16 protein-coding genes are annotated in these 20355 nt (G+C 40.7%); 10 read left to right on the forward strand and 6 right to left on the reverse strand.

All coding sequences use genetic code 11. From position 1 onward, the window contains the following. Positions 1–91 precede the first annotated feature (91 nt). The gene (locus R2S08_RS19365; protein WP_316836672.1) at positions 92–1462 is read left to right on the forward strand and encodes an MFS transporter; all 1371 of its coding nucleotides are present in this window, start codon (positions 92–94) and stop codon (positions 1460–1462) included. A 13-nt stretch (positions 1463–1475) separates the two neighbouring features. On the opposite strand, the gene R2S08_RS19370 is transcribed toward R2S08_RS19365, so the two are convergent. Both R2S08_RS19370 and R2S08_RS19375 read right to left on the reverse strand, forming a co-directional pair. After that, positions 1476–1901, reverse strand: a complete 426-nt coding sequence (locus R2S08_RS19370; RefSeq protein ID WP_316836673.1) for a cytochrome c — start codon at positions 1899–1901, stop codon at positions 1476–1478. A gap of 2 nt (positions 1902–1903) precedes the next feature. Beyond that, on the reverse strand, positions 1904–2557 hold the full coding sequence (locus tag R2S08_RS19375) for an SCO family protein (RefSeq protein ID WP_316836674.1): 654 nt from the start codon (positions 2555–2557) through the stop codon (positions 1904–1906). A gap of 99 nt (positions 2558–2656) precedes the next feature. Between R2S08_RS19375 and R2S08_RS19380 the strand changes: the two genes are divergently transcribed. Continuing rightward, positions 2657–3658, forward strand: coding sequence for a beta-ketoacyl-ACP synthase III (locus R2S08_RS19380; RefSeq protein ID WP_316836675.1), 1002 nt, complete (start codon positions 2657–2659; stop codon positions 3656–3658). 122 nt (positions 3659–3780) lie between these two features. Then, a complete protein-coding gene (locus R2S08_RS19385) occupies positions 3781–4209 on the forward strand; it encodes an SRPBCC domain-containing protein (RefSeq protein ID WP_316836676.1) in 429 nt (142 codons plus the stop codon). Positions 4210–4275: 66 nt separating this feature from the next. On the opposite strand, the gene R2S08_RS19390 is transcribed toward R2S08_RS19385, so the two are convergent. From R2S08_RS19390 to R2S08_RS19400, 3 genes are all read right to left on the reverse strand, one after another. Continuing rightward, a complete protein-coding gene (locus R2S08_RS19390; protein WP_316836677.1) occupies positions 4276–4737 on the reverse strand; it encodes a DUF4268 domain-containing protein in 462 nt (153 codons plus the stop codon). A 51-nt stretch (positions 4738–4788) separates the two neighbouring features. Continuing rightward, positions 4789–7251, reverse strand: a complete 2463-nt coding sequence (locus tag R2S08_RS19395; protein ID WP_316836678.1) for a TonB-dependent receptor — start codon at positions 7249–7251, stop codon at positions 4789–4791. Positions 7252–7604: 353 nt separating this feature from the next. After that, positions 7605–9518: an ATP-dependent RecD-like DNA helicase gene (locus R2S08_RS19400; RefSeq protein ID WP_316836679.1), complete on the reverse strand. Its 1914-nt coding sequence runs from the start codon at positions 9516–9518 to the stop codon at positions 7605–7607. Between the two features lie 109 nt (positions 9519–9627). Here R2S08_RS19400 and R2S08_RS19405 point away from each other — a divergent pair, with 109 nt between their 5' ends. From R2S08_RS19405 to R2S08_RS19435, 7 genes are all read left to right on the forward strand, one after another. Beyond that, the gene (locus R2S08_RS19405; protein WP_316836680.1) at positions 9628–10227 is read left to right on the forward strand and encodes an RNA polymerase sigma-70 factor; all 600 of its coding nucleotides are present in this window, start codon (positions 9628–9630) and stop codon (positions 10225–10227) included. Positions 10228–10309: 82 nt separating this feature from the next. Next, the gene (locus tag R2S08_RS19410) at positions 10310–11326 is read left to right on the forward strand and encodes a FecR family protein (RefSeq protein ID WP_316836681.1); all 1017 of its coding nucleotides are present in this window, start codon (positions 10310–10312) and stop codon (positions 11324–11326) included. A gap of 170 nt (positions 11327–11496) precedes the next feature. Further along, on the forward strand, positions 11497–15003 hold the full coding sequence (locus R2S08_RS19415; protein ID WP_316836682.1) for a TonB-dependent receptor: 3507 nt from the start codon (positions 11497–11499) through the stop codon (positions 15001–15003). Between the two features lie 11 nt (positions 15004–15014). After that, positions 15015–16601 carry a RagB/SusD family nutrient uptake outer membrane protein gene (locus tag R2S08_RS19420; protein WP_316836683.1) on the forward strand — a complete coding sequence of 529 codons (1587 nt, stop codon included), beginning with the start codon at positions 15015–15017 and terminating at the stop codon, positions 16599–16601. 29 nt (positions 16602–16630) lie between these two features. Next, the gene (locus tag R2S08_RS19425; protein ID WP_316836684.1) at positions 16631–17752 is read left to right on the forward strand and encodes a TlpA disulfide reductase family protein; all 1122 of its coding nucleotides are present in this window, start codon (positions 16631–16633) and stop codon (positions 17750–17752) included. 134 nt (positions 17753–17886) lie between these two features. Then, positions 17887–18252 (forward strand): hypothetical protein, encoded by a 366-nt coding sequence (locus tag R2S08_RS19430; protein ID WP_316836685.1) that lies wholly within the window; start codon positions 17887–17889, stop codon positions 18250–18252. Positions 18253–18365: 113 nt separating this feature from the next. Next, positions 18366–18902: a ferritin gene (locus tag R2S08_RS19435; RefSeq protein ID WP_316836686.1), complete on the forward strand. Its 537-nt coding sequence runs from the start codon at positions 18366–18368 to the stop codon at positions 18900–18902. A gap of 226 nt (positions 18903–19128) precedes the next feature. Here the strand turns inward: R2S08_RS19435 and R2S08_RS19440 are convergent, their stop codons facing one another. Beyond that, complete coding sequence (locus R2S08_RS19440; RefSeq protein ID WP_316836687.1) at positions 19129–20226, reverse strand: Atu1372/SO_1960 family protein; 1098 nt, start codon at positions 20224–20226, stop codon at positions 19129–19131. Positions 20227–20355 lie beyond the last annotated feature (129 nt).

Raw genomic sequence — 20355 nt, forward strand, 5'->3', positions numbered from 1 at the left:
TTATTTAATGTGTTTTGTTCTAAATAAATAAGAGTTTTTTTCATTTATGTTCTATGTTATACCTTTGTTCAGGATTTTATTCCATATTTGTATGACTCGAAGAAAAAACATCATTCTTATTATAGCTTCCATAGGTATTTTTGTGGAAGCTCTGGATATTGCCATTATCAATTTGGCTGTACCCTCTATCCAGACCCACTATGGATTGAGCAGTGATAAGGTGCAATGGCTTCAAACTTTGTATGTACTACTATACGGAGGCTTTCTGATCATAGGGGGGAAGCTTTCGGATGTGATTGGACGCAAAACCATCTTTATTGCAGGAGCAGCTTTATTTCTGCTGACTTCCTTAGGTGCCGGATTTTCTCCTTCATTTGAGTTACTGGCCTTTTTTCGTGCCATTCAGGGGATGGCTGCTGCTTTAATTATGCCAGCTGCACTTTCAATTGTGACCCATACCTTTACCGAAACCAGAGAGCGTAGTAAAGCCATTGCTATTTTCAGTTCATTTGCCGCCATTGGTTCTGGTAGCGGTTTATCTTTAGGAGGCCTGATTGCCACCTACTGGGGCTGGCAATGGGTCTTCTTTATTAATGTGCCGGTATTGATGCTGGTTTTGATATTTGCCTGGTTTGCCCTTGATCCAGATCCTAAGAAAGATACTAAAGAACGCCCGGATATCATTTCAGGTCTTTTATTGGTGATCTGTCTTTTACTGCTGAGTTATGGGGTTCATGAAATTGGCCATATCCAGGAAAACTATGGAAGACTACTCGCCTTGTTTACAGGAGTTGGACTCGGAATCTATTTACTCAAACAAAGGCTTTCAGAACACCCTGCGCCATTGGTGGATCTTAAACTTTTAGCCTTACCGCCCATCATTACCGGCATAGGTGCTTTTTTGTTGCTGGGCGCTTTTTTTACAGGTTTCTTATTCCTTTTGTCACTTATGATGCAAAAGGATATGAGTTTCAGTGCTGCAAAGGCTGGTCTATTGCTGGTGCCTTTCAGTATCCTCTCTGCAGCGGTTGCTAAATTTGTACTGCCCAGCTTAATGAAGAAATTCGATGTTAAACAAACAGGTATTCTCGGGATGGCCCTAATGGTTGCAGGCGGATTTTTGCTCATCTGTTCGATGATGTCTGATCACTATTTGCCATTGATCTTACTCTCCGTTGCCTGTGTGACCGGATTGGGTATGACCATTTGCTTTACCAGCTTCTCTGTGATTTCAGTACATGGAATACCTTCAGAACATTATGGCCTAGCTTCCAGTATCGCCTCAACAGCTTATTTTCTGGGCGGCGGACTGGGCTTATCACTACTCTCCCTTTTTATACAAAGCAATCCGGGAACCAATGCCGTAACCATGGGGCCGGTAATGGTGTTGTGTCTTTACGCCTGCGTAGGGCTGGTGTGGATGTTAATGAAACAGCCTTTAGCCCAAAAGCAGGCCGTCTAGATCAGGTTTGTATTTACTTCTTGCAATCTGCGAGGTCTTTTGCAACCTGTTCTGTTTTGTACATACCTTGCTTATTACCTGCAGAATTGGTAATGTATACGATCAACTGGGCAATATCTATATCTGCAAGGTTTCCAAAATCAGGCATTTTATCGTCAAAGTTTTTACCACCTACAGTAATTGGCCCGCGTAAACCATGTTTTATAATACAAGCCAGATTGCTTTTGTTGTTTTTCAGGTAGAGGGTATCTGTTAAAGGTGGTGTCAATGCACCAAGCCCTTCTCCTTTGGCACCATGGCAATTCTGGCAGTGTTTAATATATAAATCCCGGCCATTGGTATAATACATATCCTGTTCTACCTGACCTGCGGTTTGGCAGGAATAGATGATCATGGAAATGGAAAGAATAAAGAAGGCAGCTATAAAATGTTTTCGCATGTTTACTTTTTATATTCAGCTAAAAGAACGGGGATATCTTTGGTGAGTTTAGCAATAGCCTCTGGGTTTGTACCATCATAAGCCCCGCGGATGCGTTTGTCTTTATCAATAAGAACCAGCCAACCCTGGTGTACATAACCGTCTTTATCTTTTTTGTCTTCCATTACGGCAACCAGATAGTTCTTTTCTGCAATTCCGTACACTTCTTCTTTTGGCCCATAAACAAACTGCCACTGATCTCCATATACACCAAGTTTTTGTGCATACTTTTTCAAGACAGAAGGTTTATCGTATTTAAAATCTATGGTATGGGAAAGAAAGCCTACTTCTTTATTGTCTTTATACTGATCAAAGATAGTTTTCAAATTCCTGTGCATGATGGGACAGATGCTGGAACAGGAAGTAAAAAAGAAATCTGCAATATATATTTTGTCTTTAAATTTATCGTTGGTAATATAGACACTATCCTGATTTAAAAATTTAAAGGCCGGAATGGTTTGATACACAGAATCTATCCGGGTTGTACCATCTTCGTTTTTAACGGTTTCAGTAGCCCGTTCGCCTAAAATAGGCAGTTTTTTGTTGTTTTTACAGGAGGAAACCAGAAGAAGAACGGCACAAAAAAGAATGGAGAGCGGCTGAGTTATATATTTCATATTGTTATGGACTTGTCACAAAGGTACATTTCAAAAAAAATAAAGTGTAACGTAGCTGTAAATATTTGTTAGTTTTGCGCACCGAATTGAAATTGATTAATGAGAACTAGATATAATGCTGCTATAACAGCTTTAGGTGGATATGTACCTGAGAATGTTTTGACCAACCACGACCTGGAGAAAATGGTTGATACAAATGATGAATGGATTGTGGCCCGGACGGGCATTAAAGAGAGAAGAATTGTAAATGACGCTTATATTGCAACATCTGATCTTGCTGTAAAAGCAGTAGAACGTTTATTGAATGATGCAAAGTTGAGTCCTGAGGCCATAGAATGTGTTATTGTGGCTACTTCTACACCAGATTATATTATGGTATCTACGGCTAGTGTAGTTTGTGAGAAAGCCGGATTGGTGAACGCCTGGGGCGTAGATTCCAATGCTGCTTGTAGCGGTTTCTTATATGCATTAACGCTGGGCGCCAGTTTAATTGAAGGCGGCCGGTATAAAAACGTCATTGTGATTGGAGCAGATAAAAACAGTGCAATCATTAATTATGAAGATAGAAATACCTGTATTCTTTTCGGCGATGGCGCAGGGGCAGTGTTATTGGAACAAACTACAGAACATACTGGTGTTATAGATAATGTTTTCAGAACCGATGGAAGTGGAAAAGAACAGTTAATTGTTAAAGCTGGCGGATCTATGAACCCATCATCCATAGAAACAGTGACCAATAAACTGAATTACATTACTCAAAATGGCAGGGTGGTCTTTAAAGCGGCTATTGAGGGGATGACCCAAACCTGTAACGAAGTTTTTGAAAGGAATGACCTGAAGTCTTCAGATGTAGACTGGCTGGTACCACATCAGGCCAACCTGAGGATCATTCAGGCTGTAGGTGAGAAACTGGACATTTCAACAGATCATGTAAAAGTAAATATTGACCGTTACGGAAATACGACTGCGGCAACTATACCTTTATGCCTGTGGGACTATAAAAATGATTTCAAGGCAGGGGATAAAATGATTTTAACAGCATTTGGTGCAGGTTTTTCCTGGGGAGCCACTTATCTGATCTGGAGTAAGCTCCGCGGATAAGCAGCCCATCAATACTTATATATAGCCGCCCTTTTTCAAGGGCGGTTTTTTTATGGCCTGTTTTTTGGAATTAAAACATTACTTTATCACAACCAGAAAACAATAACCTAAAATAAAAATGTATGAAAACCGAAGCGTTAATTTTAGAGCGTACCTATCATGCGCCGATCAGTAAAGTTTGGAAAGCCATAACCAACAGGGATCAGATGGTAGAATGGTATTTTGATCTGAAAGAATTCAAACCTGAAGTAGGTTTTGAATTTCAATTTGAAGCCGGAGATAAGGAAGAGATGTTCCTGCATAAATGTGTGGTTACAGCGGTTGAAGAGGGGCGGAAAATTGCCTATACCTGGAGTTATCCTGAATTATCTGATGGAATTTCGGAGGTGATTTTTGAACTTTTTGAAGAAGGTGACCATACCCGTTTAAAATTGACCCATACTGGTCTGGAAAGCTTCCCTCAGGATCATCCCTCGTTTGCAAGAACAAGTTTCAATGCTGGATGGACACATATTTTGGGTATATCTCTCAAAGAATTTGTAGAAAAATAAAAAAAAATAACATCTGTGGGTGTAAAATGAGGTTACGCTCACAGATGTTTCTCTATACTAAGCTGTTTATCTGAACAGTTCAAAACCGTATTGTGCATCAGTCCAGAATGTGTCTAACGCCATCATACGGGGTTTGAAAAATGAAATCAGTGTTGGCCAGTCCTCATGTTTAAAGATACTTACCCCTTCGATGGATGTGGAAATCCGGCTAACCGTTTTATAATGCTCGTCCTGTTGGTGTAAATTCCATTCCCACTCTTCTCCCAGCGAAGCCTGCAAAATATTTCTATAGGAGATAAACTGTTCCATCATGAGCTGTTGTATACCGGCATCCGGATGTGACATTTCTATAAAAATGCAGGCAAAACGTTTGTCTGCCTGCATTTTGAAATGAAGATGTTTAATACCTGTTTTATAATTGATCCAGTTGATCTTTAAGCCTTCGGCAGAACTTTCCAGGGCCATGTATTGGCCGAAAGCTGTCCAAAAAGCCTGTTTTAATGCGCTGGCCTGATCTTTAGAGTACAAGGGTTTCTGTGTTTAAATGCAAAAGCACAAAGCTAAAGATTTAAGGCGGTTTTATCCGCCCGATTTTACACGGCGGCTTTCTGATTCAGAACCACCAGAACGCTCACGTGCCCCTTTGATGCTGCTGCTGCCAAAACGATACGTACAGGTCAATCTGAAAACCTGGCTCTCCCATCTTTCATTAACCACATAATTTTGCGAAGGCAAGGCACTGGTGATCACACTTTTTTGTAATTTGAAAATATCGTTGGCTGCAAATTTCAAATTCAGTTTTTTATCCATGAAGGATTTACTGAAACCTAGATCGATACCGTATTGAGCGTTGATTAACAACGTGCCATATACTTGTTTCGATTGGTAATAGCCCGACCATTCGATATTAGTTGTTGGGTTTAAGGTAATGGTTTGATTGGTATTCAGGTTAAAAGCCAATTTTCCACTTTCATAAGGTAAGCCCAGCAAGTTCGGAGTTTTAAACTTATTGTAATACACCGTAAGGTTATTGTTGGAACTCCACCACTTGGTGATCTGAACCGGATAACTGGCGTTCATATTGTAAGAATCCTGTGTCGCCAGGTTCTGGGTAGAAATGAATATCGTTTTTTTAGCGGTATCGGTTAGCAATACGTCAGACATAACATCGCTGGTGTGGCTGTAACCAAAGCTTACATTTAGGGTTTTCTTAAAGGAATAAGACATTTCAAATGAATTGGTGTACTGAGGTTTCAGGAAAGGATTGCCAAACCTGTAGCTATAGAGGTCAAGGTAACTTACAAAAGGATTTAAATTGCTGTAATCCGGGCGATCAATCCTTCTGCTGTAAGAAAAACCGACTTCGTGATCTTTGGAGAGCTCCTGATTCACGAACAGGCTTGGGAAAAGATCAAAGTAATGACGGTTCACTACTTTTTGATCAGTAACAGAATTCCCTTTAGAATTGGTTTGTTCTGCTCTCAATCCAATTTGAACGGTCGTCGTTTTAAATTTCCTTTTCATGTTGGCATAGGCCGCGTTAATATTTTCATCATAAAGAAACTGGTTGCTACGTGCAGGATCGCTTACAAAGTTGTTGTTGACGAAATTCTGGAATATGAAACTGTTGTCTGTTTTTACAAAACTGGATTTCAGACCAAGATCAAGTTTGGTTTCTTTATTGATTGGATAGGTATAATCTACTTTTCCTGAATAGATCTTAACATTGGTGGGGGTTGAATTGGTGAAAATATAATCTGGTTTGTAAGACTGACCTGCCGCATTTAAATAAACATTGTTAAAATCACTCTCTTCCCTCGATTTATATTGGGCAAAATCAGCATCTGCTGTAATTTCCTGTCCAAGGGTATCCAAAGTTCCTTTATAATTCAGGTTGTAAGCCATGCCGGTATATTTATAAGTAGATGGATTAACCGCTACAACAGAAGAATCTGTTTTAAGGGGCTGGTTCCCAATCAGGGTCAATACATTTGAGGTGCGTTCCCCATTGCTGTTATACCCATTGGTGGCAAAACCCAAGGTGTTGTTGTCGTCAATAAAATAATCAATACCTGCTTTGTAATTGCTGTTGTTCCTGCTTCCTATACTGCTGCTGGTCTGATTGAAATAGGTTTTGTCTTTAACGGTTTCATTCACCCTCATAATATCTGTGCTGTTGAACCTTTTGTTGCGGCCATAGTCGAAATTTCCATAAACATTAAATTTCTTCTCCCTGTGGTTCAGGCTTAGCCCTGCATTGGCTTTATAGTATTTACCCATTCCTGCACCACCGTAAATAGAACCATTAGTGCCGTAATTGCGGTTTTTCTTTAATTTGATATTGATGATTCCCGAATTTCCGGCAGCATCATATTTAGCGGAGGGATTGGTGATCAGTTCGATAGATTGAATGGCACTGCCTTCAGTAGAACGGAGTAAATTGGCCAGCTGTTCTTCTGACAAATAGGTTGGTTTGCCGTCCAGCATAATGGTTACGCCTTGTTTGCCCCTGAGACTGATCTTTCCATCTTTATCTACGCTAACGCCAGGAGATTTCTGCAAAATTTCAAGTGCAGAATTTCCCGTAGCCAGTGCACTGTTTTCAATGTTCAGCACTATTTTGTCCACTTGTCTTTCAATCAATGGTTTTTGTTTGACGATTTCAACGCCCTTTAGCAATTTGGCGTCTGGTGCCATTTGTATACTGCCGGTTTGATGTGCCATTTTACCCGACACAATGGTATAAGGGCCTTTGAATGTTTTCTTATAGCCAACAACATATACGCCAATCAGGTAAATGCCGTTTTTAAGGTCTTTAAACAGGTAGTTGCCATTGTCCTGGCTAAGGGTGCCTTTTACGGCAGTGGAATCTTTTGCATTTAAAAGGCTCACTGTCGCGTAGGGAAATGCTTTTTGATTCTCATCCAGTACTTTACCGGATATTTCTCCTGTGTCTGTGCTGGTTTGGGCACGGAGTTGAGCTGTGGATAAGGTGATTGCGCACAGGATCAGCAGAAGTATGGAATAATTTTTAGGTGTCATAGGTATATAATTTTTCCACATACGCTTTTACGCATATTCATTGAATATGAAAAATAATATTGTGGAGATAATGATTATTTATAAGATGCAGGTAAGGGGGGAAAGGTTACAATAAAAATGAATTTTTTCTCCGCCGGTGGAAAAACAAAAGAACTATTTCAGGACTGAAGTCTTTGCCTCGCTGCGCTTTTTTGGCAAAACCTTCTGAGGTCCTGAAATAGTTCTTTTGTTTTTATGGTGGGGATAAAAAAGGGGGGGAGTCCGGGCAGGGGGTAACACATTGTTACCTGGGAGGTAGCAAGTGCTACGATTCATCCGAACAGAAGGTTCCTTGCTGTTTGCTTTTTTAGTTACTAGAACAATTGTAAAGTGATGGCTTGTTGTGGTCCTGACGGACTGTCTGGTTTTTTAGGGCTTTTGGCTTTTTGACGGCTGATCCAGTCCAGATATTGCTCGGGTGTTATAGGGTCTTTTAACAGATTCGAAGACATTTGCATTAGGGAAAGTCGGTTTTCGATGATCTGTCTTTGTTTTTGAAGAACACTCTGAATGTGCTGTTGGACTTTGTTTTTTGGTTTGATCCGGATTTGTTTTACAATCGGGTTCAATAGTAGAACGGTGAGTTCTTTTGAAAAATAAGTAATGGCAGATTCAATGCGGGTTTGAATAGCCGCCTGGTCACTGAAACCTGTTTTTGCATGGATTTGCTTTACCTGTGTCTGAAAACGATCGGCAAGGGCTGTAAGGTTTGTCAATGCCTTGTTGAGTTGGCTGAGCAGGGATTTGAAATCTGCATCATTGGCCTTAACGATCTCCGGATTGGAATAGATACTATCCAGGCTATTGGAAATCTGGATAAAGGAAAAATGATCCAGTACTTGCTGAAGGATATACTTTTCCTGTTCTGTAACCAGGATATTGCTGAGTTCTTCTTCTTTTGCGGGTTTCATATAGTTCAGGACCTCTGGATTGGATCTTAAACTTTCTGTGGTGATCTTCGATTTCAGGATCAGGCCCTGGAGAGTTCTTACACGGCTTAAAGCCACATATACCTGTCCGGCAACGAAAGATTTTCCAGCATCAATAATAGCGCTGTCGAAAGTTAGGCCCTGGCTTTTGTGTATGGTTACTGCCCAGGCCAGTTTGATGGGATACTGAGAAAATTCGCCTACTTGTTGCTGTACAATGGCTTCTTCGGTATCCGTTTTGTATTCAAAAGACTGCCAGGACGATTTTTCCAGTAACAGATCCTCTTCCTGTGGAAAAGAGATGATGATTTCTCCCTCGATAATGGATTTTACCTTTCCAATCTTGCCGTTATAGAATTTTCGGTTGTCGCCGGTATCGTTCTTAATGAACATGATCTGTGCACCTTCCTTTAATTTTAAGCTCTGTTCGGCCTGAAGATTCAGATCACGGAATTCCCCGCTGATCTCGCCCTCAAAAGTATATTCCATGCCTTGCAGTTCGTCCAGCTTTTCTTTGTTGATGGTGTTGGCTTCTGCGTTATGTGAAGTAATGATGATGGGATTGAGTTCGTTAGAAGCGCTAAAAGACGACTCATATCTTTGGTTGAGTATACTTAGGTCATTTTCATTGATCCGGTTATTTCTGATGTCATTAAGGATATTGATAAATTCAGGTTCCGTTTGACGGAACACATTGGTGAGCTCAATCTGTAACAGCGGATTTCTTCTGATCACCAGGGCTTCGAAAAAGTAAGGAGAGGCGTAAGCCCGGTTTAAAAAGGCCCAGTCTTCTCTCTTGGTTACCGGGGGGAGTTGATATAAGTCGCCAATCAATAGCACTTGTACGCCTCCAAATGGCAGGTTGTTTTTTCTGACGGTTCTGAGAATGGAATCTATGACATCAAGTAAATCACAGCGTACCATGGATACCTCATCAACAACGAGTAGTTCCAATTCGTTGAAAAGCTTGGTTTTTTCGCGGGTGTAACTCAGGTCTGAAACCATAGAGCTGATGGAGAGGATGCCGGACTGAAGGTTTTCCAGGCTAATGTCGCCCGGAAAAAATGAGCCTGGGGGCAGTTGAAAGAAGGAGTTGATGGTTACGCCTTTCGCATTCATGGCTGCAACTCCGGTTGGGGCAACAATTACGATCTTTTTAGTACTGGTTTCTTTTATCTTTCTCAATAATGTGGTCTTTCCTGTTCCGGCTTTTCCAGTAAGAAAGATATTCTGATTGGTGGTGTCGATAAAAGAAAGGACTTTGTCGAAGATGTCATTTGTGGAACCGGTCGTACTCATTTTACAAATTTAGAGGAATTTTCTTTTCCGGGAGCGAATGTTGAAATGTATATTATAGTAGAATAGTAGTATTTATTAGAATTAATTTATTTATCAATACCTTCGCTTTGTGTTAATCAGAAAAGACGATTCGGAGCAGGAAATATTGGAATTCGTGGCCAATGGAAACGAGTCTGCCTTTAAGATACTCTTCGAACGCTATCAACATAAAGTTTACGGTTACGCTTTTAGGATCATTCATGATGAAGCAGCCGCAGAAGAAGTTGTTCAGGATGTATTTTTGAAAATCTGGTTAAAAAGAGCCGAACTTAGGGCTGTGGAGAATTTTGGGGCTTATTTAAGGACGATGAGCCGCAACCATACACTGAACATTTGGAAAAAGCATTTGGCAACGGTCAAAACAAATCTCCTGCATACGGAAAACTGGACCGAGGGCTATGATCAGGTAGAGGAAGAGATCAGCTATAAAGATACCCTTAAGATTGTTCATCAGGCCCTGGAAAATCTTCCTCCACAACAAAAGCAAATCTATTACATGTGCCGTATTGAAGGGATTAAGCCGGAAGAGGTTGCCATTCAGCTGAACATTTCTAAAAACACAGTAAAGGCGCATCTGCAACAAGCCGGTAAAACCATGCGCAGTTATCTTTCTGGTCATAATGAACTTATGGGGGTATTGGTTCTGCTCTCGATTTTTAAGTCCATCTAAAATTATTTTAAAATATTTTCTGTTTTAACTAATCCTTTTTTGTCCGGGCCTTGTCATCAGTTAAAAGGACCTTTTTAAATCGATGGAAGAGACCAGGCTCAATTACTTATATCATAAAAACCTGCAGCAGGCCTGTACGGAAAGAGAATTGCTGGAACTTGAGGAGTTTATTCAGGATCCGGATCATGCTTTCCAACTTGAATGTCTTATGAATGCGAGCTGGGATCTTGAGCCGGAAGTGAGGTTGTCAGACATTCCTTCGACCAGGATTTTTCAACATATTGTACTGCAAGATCAGGTACCAGTTCATCCAGCAAGATTCAATTGGATGCCTTTTCTTAAGGTGGCGGCAGCGGCACTCCTGTTGGTTTCGGCTGGGCTTTTGATTAAATATAAATGGACATCGCCTTCATCTGAGCCTATATCTATAGCGGCTACAGATAGTCAAATCCGAAGCACCATCACTGCTTCGGATAAACATCAGCTTGTTAAATTGCCTGATGGGAGTACTGTTGTCTTGAATCAGAATAGTAAACTCGAATATCCGGCCGTATTTGGAAAGACAAGAGAAGTTGTTTTAACAGGTGAAGGATATTTTGACGTGAAACATGATCCGGAAAAGTCATTTATTGTCCATACCGGAAAAATCAAAACCACTGTTTTAGGAACTGCTTTTAACATTAAGGCTTATTCTAACGAAGAAAAAGTTACAGTAACGGTAACCCGGGGTAAGGTGAGTGTGCAGGATCAGAAGCAAACTCTGGGGGTAATTACGCCTAACCAGCAATTGGTGTTTAATAAAACAGAGGAGAAAAAGGTTCAGCTTAATGTGCCTGCGCTCAAAGCCATAGAATGGCAAGCTAAAGACCTTTTCTTTGATGATATGACCATGGAGCAGGCTGCCAGGCTGCTGGAACAACGTTTCAGTGTGAAAATTGCTTTTGCGAATAATGCGGTAAAAAACTGCAGGTTTACGGGAACCGTACTTAAAGCGGAAAAGATAGAACCTGTACTGGACCTGCTTTGTTCCTTCAACAGTTCCAGTTATGAATTTCATAAAGGTGTATATCTTATCTCTGGAACAGGATGTGACGACTAAAACAATTAATCAATTAAACCATAAACCAACCAAAACATGAAAGAAATCTACCCCTGCTGATATAGAAAAAAGGCTCTCCATATAAATAGAGAGCCCAAATTTGCTTCCGGTTGCAGCCGAAAGCAAATGCGTTTCAAATAATTTTTCGACCACTTAAAACATTCAAAAGTATGATTTTTTCTGCACAAAAAGCAGAAGGCAGGCATGGATATTACCCTTTCCATGGCGCTGCCTTTAATAAACGATATTTAATTCGTCAGGTTATGCGTATCAGCTTAGTAATCGCTATTTTATCCGTTACATCGATGCAGTTCATTTTTGCATTGAATGTTAAAGCACAATCTATTAGTAACGTCCATATTTCGGTCCAGCTTAACCAGGAGTCTTTCCTCTCTGTGATGGATAAAATTGAGAAGAACACACCTTTTCGGTTTTTGTACAGGAACGAGGAGGTTAAAGAGTTAAATACACTGACTTTAAGCTATAAGGACCGGACCGTTGAAGAGGTTTTACAAATCTTGTTGAGCAATACCTCCTTTAATTTTAAACAGGTAGGTCAAAATATACTGATCACCAAAAGGAAAGAATTGTTGCAGGCAAATCAGGGCAAGCATATTTCAGTCCGGTTGGGTGGACAAGTTGTGGATGAGGAAGGGATTCCTTTGGGCGGGGTTACCGTAATGGTCAAAGGCAGCAATAAATATTCGACCGCTACGGATGAAAACGGGCATTTTTCTTTAGAGATCCCAGATCAGAACAGCAGATATCTTGTCTTTACGCATTTGGGCTTTGTGACCAAAGAGGTATTTTACGATAAAGAGGTATCTCAGAAGATTGTATTGAGCTATGCGCCGGGAAATTTGATGGAAGTGGTCGTGTTGGGTTATACAAGTCAAAAAAAGGTGTCTATTACAGGTTCTGTTGCTACCGTGAGTGGGGAGGAGTTAAAGCAGAGTCCTTCGGCCAATGTTTCCAATTCTTTGGCAGGACGTTTGCCAGGTCTTATTGCCTACCAAGGCTCAGGTCAGCCAGGTTATGACGATTCCCGTCTATTGGTGCGGGGGCTGAGTTCCAGTACCAATTCTTCTCCATTGATCGTCATAGATGGAATACCGCAGGAAGCTGTAGACCGTTCCGGTAATATCGCTACTGCGCAATTACCCCATATTGATCCCAATGATATTGCATCTATTTCTGTTCTTAAAGATGCTGGAACAGCTGCGGTATATGGAGCAAGGGCTGCCAATGGGGTCATTTTAATTACGACCAAAAGGGGAGAGCAAGGTAAAACAATATTAAATTATACTTTTAACGGAGGCTGGCAAAAACCAACCCAACTGGCTAAACTGGTTGATTCCTATACCTACGCAACACTGGCCAATGAATTATATCATAATGAAGGTAGTTTTAATCCTTCTGCAGGTAAAGGTTATACTGATGCTCAACTAGAAATTATCAAGAGCGGTTCAAATCCAGATCTGTACGCAAATACCAACTGGTATTCTGCATTGATGAAGCCATCTGCATTTCAGCAGCGTCATAATCTAAGTTTAAATGGAGGAACTGAAAAATCAAAATACTTTATCTCTGCAGGTTACCTGGATCAGGATGGCGCTTATGCTATTTCCGGTTATAAGCAATACTCTCTGAGGTCTAACCTGGATGCAGATATCAATAAGAACCTGAAATTGAGCTTAAACCTTAATGGGCGGCAGGAAAAATATACAGGGCAATCTGCAAATGGCGTAACCAGTTATTACAGGGAGATTTCGCCATTGGTGCCTAGTCAGTTCTCGAATGGGCTGTATAATTACGTCACTATTCCAAATGGCTACAGCACATTGGTTAACGGAAGTCCTTATTTAATGGCGAATGGCGCTAACGGCTATTCCATATCAACACAAAATGTATTTGAAAGTGTAGGATCCTTGATCTATACCATGCCTTTCGTTCCTGGTCTTTCGGCTAAAGGAACCTTATCTTATAATAAGTATTATGGAACATCCAAGATTTTTAATCAGCCCTATGTGACTGCGATACGCAATAATGATGGTACTTATAGTACCAAAACTACGGGTCAGACTAAAGCTTCACTAACAGAAACCTTTAACCAAAGGGAAACTTTAGTGGCAGAAGCCTCCCTGAATTACCAGCGTACTTTTGGCAAGCATGTTATCAGCGCTATGGCACTGTATACCCAGACACAGAATCAAGGCGATTATTTTCTTGGTTCCAGAACCAACTTTCCTTCAGCTGCAGTAGACCAGCTTTTTGCTGGAGATCCTACTACAGCGGTCACTACGGGAACTGCCTTTAAAAATGCCCGGCAAAGTGTGGTTGGAAGAGTTAGTTACAATTATGAAGGTAAATATCTTTTTGAATCCAGTTTCAGATATGATGGGTCGGATGTTTTTCCAAAGTCTGATCGTTTTGGTTTTTTCCCTTCCGTTTCCGCTGGCTGGATTCTGTCTGAAGAATCCTTTCTTAAAGACGTTAAAGCTATTAATTTCTTGAAGATCAGAGCTTCGTATGGTCAATTGGGTAATGATCGGGTAGGGCAATATCAATATTTGAACACCTATAGTCTGGGCACAGGTCTGGATGGTTATTATACTTTGGGGAATGTCGATTTACAGGCTTTGGTACCAGGCGTAATTCCAAATGTTTCTTTTACCTGGGAAAAAGCTAATATTCTGAACCTGGGCTTTGAAGCAAAACTATTCGATAACCTGCTGGGTATTGAGTTTGATGCCTTCCATAAACGTACGAAGGATATACTTTCTACCCGGGCCTTCTCTGTGCCTGCTACAGTAGGTGGTTCACTGCCATCTGAAAATCTTGCGGTAGTTGACAATAATGGAATAGAGGTGGCCATTACACATGAGAACAAAATCGGGCAAGTCAGATATTCAATAAAACCAAACCTTACATTTAATAAAAATAAGCTGATTTATACGCCTGAGCCGGCTGGTTATCTGTCTTATCAAAGTGCTATAGGGAGGCCACTCACCATTTTACCTTATGGTATGTCAAGTTTCTTAGGTTATGTGGCAGAGGGCTTATATCAGAGTACTGAGGAAATTAAAGCTGGTCCAACACCATTGTATTCTAATGTTGCACCCGGAGATATAAAATATAAAGACCTTAACGGAGATGGTAAAATCACGCCAGCTGATCGGACTGTAATGGGAAAAGGAGACTATCCGGGGATTGTTTACGGGCTTAACCTGGGCGCTTCCTATAAAGGATTTGATTTGAATCTGTTTATCCAGGGCGCTGCAAACGTTCAAAAATACATGACTGGACTGAGTGAATGGGCCTTTGCCAACAATGGCGTGCCCTCTGAAAAACATCTGGACAGATGGACGCCTTCTAATCCAAATGCAAGCTATCCAAGATTGTTTAGTGCCAACTTGAATAATCAGGCCCCCTCCACCTACTGGCTTCAAAATGGATCTTATGCCCGTTTGAAAAATGTTGAACTGGCCTATAATCTTCCGGCTTCCGTATTGTCGAAGGTTAAGCTTTCCAGTGTGAGGATCTATGTGAGCGGGACTAACCTGTTTACCGTTACCGGATTAAAGGACGTGGATCCTGAGGCTGCTTTTTCGGCTTTTGGGGCAGACTCTTATCTGATTCAAAAATTATACAATATTGGTTTAAGTGTTAAATTTTAAGAAATACACAGATGAAAAGATATTTAATAGTATTTACACTATTGCTGTTGGTGGTGTTAGGGTGCAAGAAGGACTTTTTGGACAGCAAACCCCTTGATAAATACAGTGATGAAGATGTTTGGAGGGACTCTACTTTGGCGGGCTTGTTCCTCAACAACTTATATGCAACACTTCCTACGCAATTTGGAGGAACCATGACCGATGCTTATACAGATGAATTGTATTCCAGTGGAAATGTGAGCATCTATAATGGAACATTTCTGGCTTCCAGTGTCCCGTATTCCATTTCAAATGCCTATGACTATTCGTATACCAGTATCAGAAGATGTAATATCTATCTGGAAAATGTAGACAGACTGCCGGCGAGTGCTGGTTTTAAGAAAAAAACCGCGGATCAGGCCAGGTTTATCCGGGCTTTTCAATATGCCAACCTGATCAATTATTTTGGAGCGGTACCGTTAATTACTCATACCCAGAATCTGGATGAAAATTTAAATGTTGCCCGAAATAGTTATCAGGAGGTGGTTAACTTTATTGTAACTGAAATGGATGCCATTAATGCTGGGGCTAACCTTCCGTATAAATATACCGGTGCAGACGTTGGCCGTGTAACCCGAGGGGCGGCACTGGCACTAAAAAGCAGGGTTTTGTTGTATGCAGCAAGCTATAACGGGGAGTGGCAAAAAGCCTATGATGCAGCCAAAGCTGTTGTTGCTATTGCTGGATCAGCTGGTTATGGTTTGTTCCCAAAATACGGGGAGATGTTCTTTTCTGCTAATGAAAATAATGCTGAAGTGATTTTTGATCATCAGTATAAACAGAATTTTCAAGGCTATAACGTTCATTTTTATAATTTACCCTGGGGTTTGGTGCCTCCCGGACCTAATGCCTTAAATCAACCTACCCAAAATATTGTCAATGAGTACGAAATGGCAAATGGTAAAATGATTACTGAATCTGGGTCGGGATATGATGAAACCAAACCATATGTTAATCGGGACCCTAGGTTTGATGCCAGCATATTGTATGACGGCTCAGTTTATACAGGAGTGACATTGGATTTTAAACCTGGTTCTAATTTTAATCCAGACTATGCGGCACTGACAACGGGTTATGCGCTAAGAAAAATGGAAGACCCGGCTTTTAACCCATTTGATATGTCGGGCAGTTATGGCGGAGGGCAGAATAATATTTTGATCAGGTATGGGGAAATTTTGCTGAATTTGGCTGAAGCATCTTTTGAATTGGGACAAACAGAAGAGGCGAGAACCTATGTAAACCAGGTTAGAGCCAGGGTAGGTATGCCACCCGTTGCTTCAGGAGCAATAAGCAGGGATAAGATCAGACACGAGCGGACTATTGAACTTGCTTTTGAAGGCACTCGTTTATGGGACATCCGCAGGTGGAAACTCGGACCTGAAAAACTTGGAACGCCACTTAACGGTATTTCGATTACCCAAACCGGCACGGGTCCGAGAATATATACTCAGGTGAAAGCACAAGACAGAAACTTTGATCCTAAATTCTATCTTTTCCCAATCTATCAAACTGAAATTGACAAAAATCCAAACTTAAAACCCAATAATCCTGGGTGGTAATTTACCAAATATTAAAAATGAAACAGAATATGAAATTTAAATTCGCGGTAATCGCAGCAACAGGATTGTTTTGTGCAGGACATGTATCGGCACAAAGCAGTAATTATCTGATTAAAGGAAAAATTACGGGTGCATCTACGGGGAAAGTATATTTGGAGCATGAAGATGAGTCAAAAAAGGTGCTTAGAGATTCAACCGCTTTATCAGCTAATGGGGATTTTCAGTTTAAAGGAAAAGTAAAGAGCCCGCAATTTTATACCATTAAATTAAAAGCGAGTAAAAATACTTCTACTTTTATTTTGGAAAACTCGGTGGTCGCATTTGTTGCACCAAAAGATTCTTTATATAAAGCGGCAATTACTGGTTCTAAAAGCCATGATGTTTATAAGGGTTTTTACAATGGCCCATGGAAGTCCATTACGGTAAAGGCCGGTGATATTTATCAGCGACTGGATAAAGCGGAGCAGGGAGGCAAGGTGAAGTTGGATTCTATGGCCAGGAGTGGTTTTGACCGGGAATTCAGAGTTTTGGATACATTAAACCAGGCTGCTGTAAAGGCCTATGTGAGTCTGCATCCGGGATCGGTTGGTTCGGCTGCTATTATTTATGATCGTTTTATTGCTTATCCCGATTTTCCGGTAGCCAAATCTTTGTTTTTGATCTTAAGCCCACAGGTACAGAAATCCTTAATTGGCCAGCAAATAACTCATGCATTTAAACTGGATGATAAAACCGCTCCAGGTCAGATCGCTCCTGCAATTGCAATGGCGGATAAGGATGGAAAAATTGTTCATCTATCTGATTTTAAAGGCAAATATGTAATGGTTGATTTCTGGGCAAGCTGGTGTGGACCCTGCAGGAAAGAGAATCCAAATGTAGTAGCGGCGTATAAGAAATATCATGATAAAGGTTTTGAAGTGTTGGGTGTTTCACTTGACTCCAATAAAGAATCCTGGTTAAAAGCCATTACTGCAGACGGACTGACCTGGACGCATGTTTCTGATTTGAAAGGCTGGGCAAATGCTGCCGCCGCAGAATATGGTGTTAAGGCGGTACCGGCTAGCTTTTTAATCGGCCCGGATGGTAAGGTTGTTGGTAGGGATTTAAGAGGAGAGGCACTCAATAAAAAATTGGCTGAATTGATGAAGTAGAGACTATTGGTATCCTAAACAAGAAGAGATTTTCAGAGTATTGTTAAAAAAGAGACTGTTATTTAGAATTATTATAGCTATTAATTTGGATTAATTCTATATAATACTTTCCTTTGCATCATATTTAACAAATAATGCAAAACACAACTCTGGAAGTCTCTACTCATTTAGCCGAAGTTTATAGCACAGTTAAAGGTGCTGTTTATCAGTCTGACAGCGAAAAATGCTGGTATGTTGACTTTGCTGGAAAAATGGCCAAATTTGACTACAGAAATATACTTAAATTGAAAAAAGCAATCTATGCGATTGATATTGAAGGGATTTTACTGAACAGTTCAAAGACAGCTGATGTGGAAATTGTATTTATTTGTGCTTGTGAGCATTGCTACGTATTGACCCTGCTGGAGATCATTTCTTTTAAAGAATTGCTTGAAGGTACCTTTGTGATGTTAAGCCTGAACCAGATCCTGCATGATCGCTTATACAGAATAGCAGCTTAATTCCCGGCTTAACTGGTTTTAGACTCTTTCCATATTGTTCTCCGATGCTTTAATTTAAATTTATAGCACTATTTTTGATTTACACGTTATTGAAAAAATTAAATCAAGAGGCCATGAAAGATATCATTCGAGTAAAAAGTTTAATCTCTGCAGATGTAGAGACTTTGTTAAACCAGCAGATCAAAAAAGAAGCGCAGTCTTCGTCCGCTTATCTTTCTATGGCGTCATGGTGTGACAGAAATGGTTTTGATAATTCTGCTGAATACTTTTTTAAGCAGGCAGAAGAAGAAAGACAGCATCAGATGAAATTCTTCAAATATGTATTGGATATGGGAGGAACTGCTTTGTCTCCTGAAATTACCAATGTGAAGATCGAATACAATTCTTTCCGGGAAATTTTTGAAGAAGCCCTGGACCAGGAGATCAGCGTAACGCAGTCTATTAAAAATATAGCAGCGCGTTGCCACAAAGAGCAGGATTACGTAACGGTAGAATTCTTAAACTGGTTCTTTAAAGAGCAAAGAGAAGAAGAATATAAAGCCAGAAGAGCCCTGGAATTGTTTGATCTGATTGGTGAAGAAGGAACAGGAAGATGGGAGATTGACAAACATGTGGGTAAAATCCACTACGGCAGCGAAGCCGGAGAATAAAAAACCAGTTTAATTCTGGTGAAATATAAAGCCTGTCAGCACCAAAAATGCTGACAGGTTCATTTGTAAAATAGAACCAGATTAAAGTGGGAAAGAAAGATAAAGAACACAAAAAGCATTCTAAGAAAGACAAAAAGAAAAAGAAAGAATGCTGTGAAAAATACAAAAAGGGCAAAAGATGTGACAATTGCCCCTTTGGATAGGTTTAGAACGTTCTGTTTTCCACTTATTCCAATTCAAAAACAGCCTGAATCTCCACAGGAGAATTCATAGGTAGTGAAGAAGCCCCTATAGTTGCGCGGGTGTGTAAGCCCTTCTCCTTAAAAATACTCCCCAGTAAATCGGAAGCCTCATTCATAAGCATGGCATGTTTAGTATACCCGGCAGAGGTATAGAAATATCCTGTCAGTTGTACCGCTTGTTTGACATGATCCAGGTTGCCGCCTGCAGCCTCTTTTAATACCGCAAGGATATTAAGAAGTGTTTGCCTGGCAGCGATTTTTGCCTGTTCTTCTGTGACCTCTTCTTCAATCTTTCCGGCATATTCTATTTTTCCTTGTTTTAAAGCGATCTGGTTGATGAAAACCAGTTTGCCTGATACTTTGTATGGTTTGTAATTTCCGACTGGTTTAGGTGCGTCTGGGAGTGTGATTCCTAGTTTTCGCAATTGGGCTTCTATGTGATCGCTTTCCGGTTGTCTGGTATTCATACTGTTTTTTAAAAGTTGCTGACCTTTGGCTGCTTTGGCTAATGCATAGCCCTGTAATGTCGCTAATTGTAGTTCTCCGGAAGAGGGGCGGGGAGATCCCGGGGCGCCTGCCAGTGAGGTTGCACCAAAGGAAGTATTGCCTTGCGGAATGCTTTTATCAATTTCTCCGCTCCCCATAATCCCCGTAGGAACCAGTGTCATGCCGTGAATAGCTAAAGTATTCCAGAATGAAAGTATAGCGGCTTCACGTCCTGCTCCACTGCCTGCAGACATAAATACAGTGGCGGGAATACCCTCCAGTTTTCTTGCTGTCCATATGGCTACAGACTGGTCCAGAAAATAACGCATATCCGCACTCATATTGCCAAAATGAACGGCCGAGCCAAAAGCGATGCCATCATAAGCGGTGAGATCGTTAATATTGGCATAAGGAATATTGGCGAAGGCCATTTTACTTTCATTTTCCAGGTTTTTTATTCTGGGTACTTGTTTTAGGATGGCTTTTGTGCCTTCTAGTTTTTCAATACCTGTTGCTATGGCCTGGGCCAATTTGTAGGTACCACCCTGTTCTGTATTGAAAAGTACCAGGATACGGGTATCGGTTTGTTCTTTCATAGCGGCTAACGTAGTTAAAGGCAGGCTTGACAGCAATAAAATTCCTGCAAGGCAACCTTTTTTTATTAAATCTATTAAACTCATATGGGTTGTTCTTAAATAACGGAGACAAAGGTCTGCAATATTGCC

The organism is Pedobacter nutrimenti (genome assembly GCF_032678445.1).
Classification (GTDB): Bacteria; Bacteroidota; Bacteroidia; order Sphingobacteriales; family Sphingobacteriaceae; genus Pedobacter; species Pedobacter nutrimenti_A.

Coding starts and splice junctions, on each gene's coding strand:
- R2S08_RS19415 (WP_316836682.1), top strand. CDS start 11,497: ATGATTTTTTCTGCACAAAAAGCAGAAGGCAGGCATGGATATTACCCT.
- R2S08_RS19430 (WP_316836685.1), top strand. CDS start 17,887: ATGCAAAACACAACTCTGGAAGTCTCTACTCATTTAGCCGAAGTTTAT.
- R2S08_RS19385 (WP_316836676.1), top strand. CDS start 3,781: ATGAAAACCGAAGCGTTAATTTTAGAGCGTACCTATCATGCGCCGATC.
- R2S08_RS19435 (WP_316836686.1), top strand. CDS start 18,366: ATGAAAGATATCATTCGAGTAAAAAGTTTAATCTCTGCAGATGTAGAG.
- R2S08_RS19400 (WP_316836679.1), bottom strand. CDS start 9,518: ATGAGTACGACCGGTTCCACAAATGACATCTTCGACAAAGTCCTTTCT.
- R2S08_RS19370 (WP_316836673.1), bottom strand. CDS start 1,901: ATGCGAAAACATTTTATAGCTGCCTTCTTTATTCTTTCCATTTCCATG.
- R2S08_RS19375 (WP_316836674.1), bottom strand. CDS start 2,557: ATGAAATATATAACTCAGCCGCTCTCCATTCTTTTTTGTGCCGTTCTT.
- R2S08_RS19395 (WP_316836678.1), bottom strand. CDS start 7,251: ATGACACCTAAAAATTATTCCATACTTCTGCTGATCCTGTGCGCAATC.
- R2S08_RS19440 (WP_316836687.1), bottom strand. CDS start 20,226: ATGAAAGAACAAACCGATACCCGTATCCTGGTACTTTTCAATACAGAA.
- R2S08_RS19365 (WP_316836672.1), top strand. CDS start 92: ATGACTCGAAGAAAAAACATCATTCTTATTATAGCTTCCATAGGTATT.
- R2S08_RS19380 (WP_316836675.1), top strand. CDS start 2,657: ATGAGAACTAGATATAATGCTGCTATAACAGCTTTAGGTGGATATGTA.
- R2S08_RS19420 (WP_316836683.1), top strand. CDS start 15,015: ATGAAAAGATATTTAATAGTATTTACACTATTGCTGTTGGTGGTGTTA.
- R2S08_RS19425 (WP_316836684.1), top strand. CDS start 16,631: ATGAAATTTAAATTCGCGGTAATCGCAGCAACAGGATTGTTTTGTGCA.
- R2S08_RS19410 (WP_316836681.1), top strand. CDS start 10,310: ATGGAAGAGACCAGGCTCAATTACTTATATCATAAAAACCTGCAGCAG.